General features: G+C 33.0%; 3 protein-coding genes. All 3 read left to right on the top strand.

What is annotated here, in order from left to right:
- Positions 1 to 608 (top strand): TlpA family protein disulfide reductase (locus tag WBM60_RS16185; protein WP_424283330.1); only part of this gene is annotated, 608 nt, incomplete at its 5' end.
- A gap of 87 nt (positions 609 to 695) precedes the next feature.
- Positions 696 to 1,937, top strand: coding sequence for a serine hydrolase domain-containing protein (locus WBM60_RS16180; protein ID WP_424283329.1), 1,242 nt, complete (start codon positions 696 to 698; stop codon positions 1,935 to 1,937).
- A 152-nt stretch (positions 1,938 to 2,089) separates the two neighbouring features.
- On the top strand, positions 2,090 to 3,046 hold a 957-nt coding region (locus WBM60_RS16175; protein ID WP_424283328.1), incomplete at its 3' end, for a redoxin domain-containing protein.

The raw sequence follows: 3,046 nt of genomic DNA, 5'->3' as shown, positions 1-3,046 counted from the left end.
ACATAGACGTCATTGAAAATGAAGTTCCAAGTCCGCCAATTAAGCAGGAACTTGCCTATTATATAGGGAAAAGAAATTTAATTTATACAAAAAGCCTCGACAGCCTTTATCATAAGATTGAACCGCTGATAACTAAACAGGAATATGCCTCCGAAATTAAAAAAGCTTACCAGCAATTAAAGAAAATCGATAAAGGCCAGGTTTCTCCTGATTTCGAATTGGTAAACACAAAAAATGAACTTATTTCTTTAAAAGATCACAAAGGGAAATTGGTGTATATAGATGTCTGGGCAACCTGGTGTGCTCCATGCATAAAGGAATTTCCCGCATTGGAGGGATTAATTTCCGAATTCAAAGACAAGGATATCTCATTTATAAGCATTTGCATGGAAGACACCACTGAGCGATGGAAAAAAATGATAGTGAGTAAGAATTTAAAAGGCATCCAGCTCTTTGCCGAAGACAGAAATGTTTCTTTTTTAAAACACTACATGGTGGAGGGAATTCCAAGATTTATGCTGATAGATAAAGATGGAAAAATAATTGATTCAAAAGCTATGCGACCTTCTAATCCAAAACTAAAAGAGCAAATAGAGGTCTTGTTATAAAATAAAAAAAAGATGAAAAACCTATTTCTACTAATCTCAATAATAATACATGCTACTCTAATTAGTCAAGATTTCAATCGGGAAAAAATGGATAAGCTTTTCTCACTTATTGAATCAAAACAAAAGGGTATGGGAAGTATTTCTATTTTCGAAAAAGGTGAAGAAATGTATCAAAATTCTTTTGGTTACGCCAGTATTGAGGAAAATATTAAGGCCATAAATAAAACCAAATATCGTATCGGCTCCATTTCTAAGACTTTCACGGCTGCGATTATTATGAGTTTAATAGAAAATGGTAAATTAAGCCTAACTGCGCCACTTGCCGATTTCTTTCCGGAAATCAAAAACTCGTCAAATATTACTATTGCACATTTATTAAAACATCGAAGCGGTATTTTTAATTTCACAAGTTCCGAAGATTACCCATCGTGGATGGAACAATCGATTTCAAAAGAAGAATTGGTAAAAAGAATTGTCGCAAATGGTAGTTCATTTGAACCCAATGAGAAATTTGAATATTCTAATTCCAATTATGTTTTACTTTCTTTTATTGCGGAAAAAATAGAAAATAAAGAATATGAGGAGATCATAAAAGAGACGATTTGCAAGCCTTGTTCCTTAGTAAATACGTATTACGGTTCAGATATAATCGTAAAAAATAATGAGGCAAAGTCCTATACAAATACAAGTGATTGGAAATTAGCCACCGAAACTGACATGTCTGTCCCTGTTGGTGCAGGCGCAATAGTTTCCAATCCAACAGAGCTCAACCAATTTTTAAATTGTCTATTTGATTATAAAATTGTTTCAGAGCAAGCAGTGAACTCAATGATTAAAATTGAAGATGGCTATGGAATGGGTATATTTCAGGCACCGTTTTATGATAAAAAGGCTTATGGACATAATGGGGGAATCGATGGTTTTCAATCAAACGCGTTCTATTTCCCTGAGGAAAAAGTTTCGGTTGCTTATACCTCAAATGGAGTGGTAATGCCCATGAATGACATCTTAATCGGAGCATTAAGCATTTATTTTGGAAAAGAATATGCGTTGCCAGAATTTAATCCTCCATTGGATTTAAAACCAGAAGAATTGGATACATATCTCGGTATTTATTCCAGCCCTGATTTCCCATTAAAAATAACGATAAGCAAAGAAAAAAATAAACTGATTGGCCAAGCCACGGGTCAATCCTCTTTTCCTTTGGAAGCGTATGAACCGAGTAAGTTCAAATTTGACCAGGCTGGGTTAAAAATGGAATTTAAACCAGATGATAACAAAATGATCTTACGTCAAGGTGGTGGAGAATTTGAACTAAAAAAGGAATAAAAAAGCGTATAAGTGTTTAACGTTTTAGGTAAGTTATAGAATACATTATCGGTAATTACAGTTTAAATAAAGGATTATTTAACTTAGTCAAATAAAGTATTTATGGTCAATAATCAAATATCATTGTTGGCAACAAGCAAAGGCAAACTCATATGAAAAAAGTGATACTTGGAATATTAACTTTGTTAATTCTATCCTGCAATGAAAAACCAATAGCGGAATTTTCTTTAAGCGGAACAACAAATAATATTGAAAACGGAACGGTTCTTTACCTTGACCGCAAAGAGGTTTTAATAGATTCTGTAGTAGTTGAAAATAATTCTTTCAGTTTTAGAACTAACCTGCCAAAATCACCAATACAAGTAATTTTGAGAACAAAAAACTTTTCAAATTATCGATTCCTTTGGTTAGAAAACAAGCCAATGACCTTTGACGGTTCCAAAACGGATTTTAGAAATGCAATAGTTACTGGTTCTAGCGAAGAAGATTTAAGCCAGACTTTAAGTAAAGAGATTGATTCACAACCAGGAGATGAGCTGAAAAAATATATTGCGTTTGTAAATAAACATCCCAATAGCATTCATAGTGCATATGTGCTCTCGGTATATTCAAAAACTTGGGGAAAAGAAAAAACTAAAGAACTTTTTGACAAATTTTCACAAGAAAATAAAAACTCTGAATATGGAAAAAGTATATCAAAATATATTACACTGAATAAAAATCCAAAAATTGGAGAAAAATATGTTGACTTTGAAATGGCAGATACCAATGGAAAAATGAGAAAACTATCCGAATTTAATGGGAAGTTAGTTTTATTAGAATTCTGGGCTTCAAATTGCGGACCTTGTAGAAAAGAGAATCCAAACTTGGTTAAAACTTATGAAAAGTATAGGCCGAAAGGGTTTGAGATTTTTGCTGTTTCTGAGGATACAAAAAAGGAAAGTTGGTTAAAAGCAATTGAAAAGGACAAATTACCTTGGTTGCAAGTTAGCGACTTAAAAGGCGCAGATAATTCAGCTTCTCTAATTTATGGGGTTTATGGAATTCCTGACAATTATTTGATTGACCAAAACGGAGAAATAATTGAGCGAAATTTACGTGGAGAAAAG

The organism is Eudoraea sp. (assembly GCF_049669105.1).
Lineage (GTDB): Bacteria > Bacteroidota > Bacteroidia > Flavobacteriales > Flavobacteriaceae > Eudoraea.
This window is presented reverse-complemented; position numbering and strand designations above follow the sequence as displayed.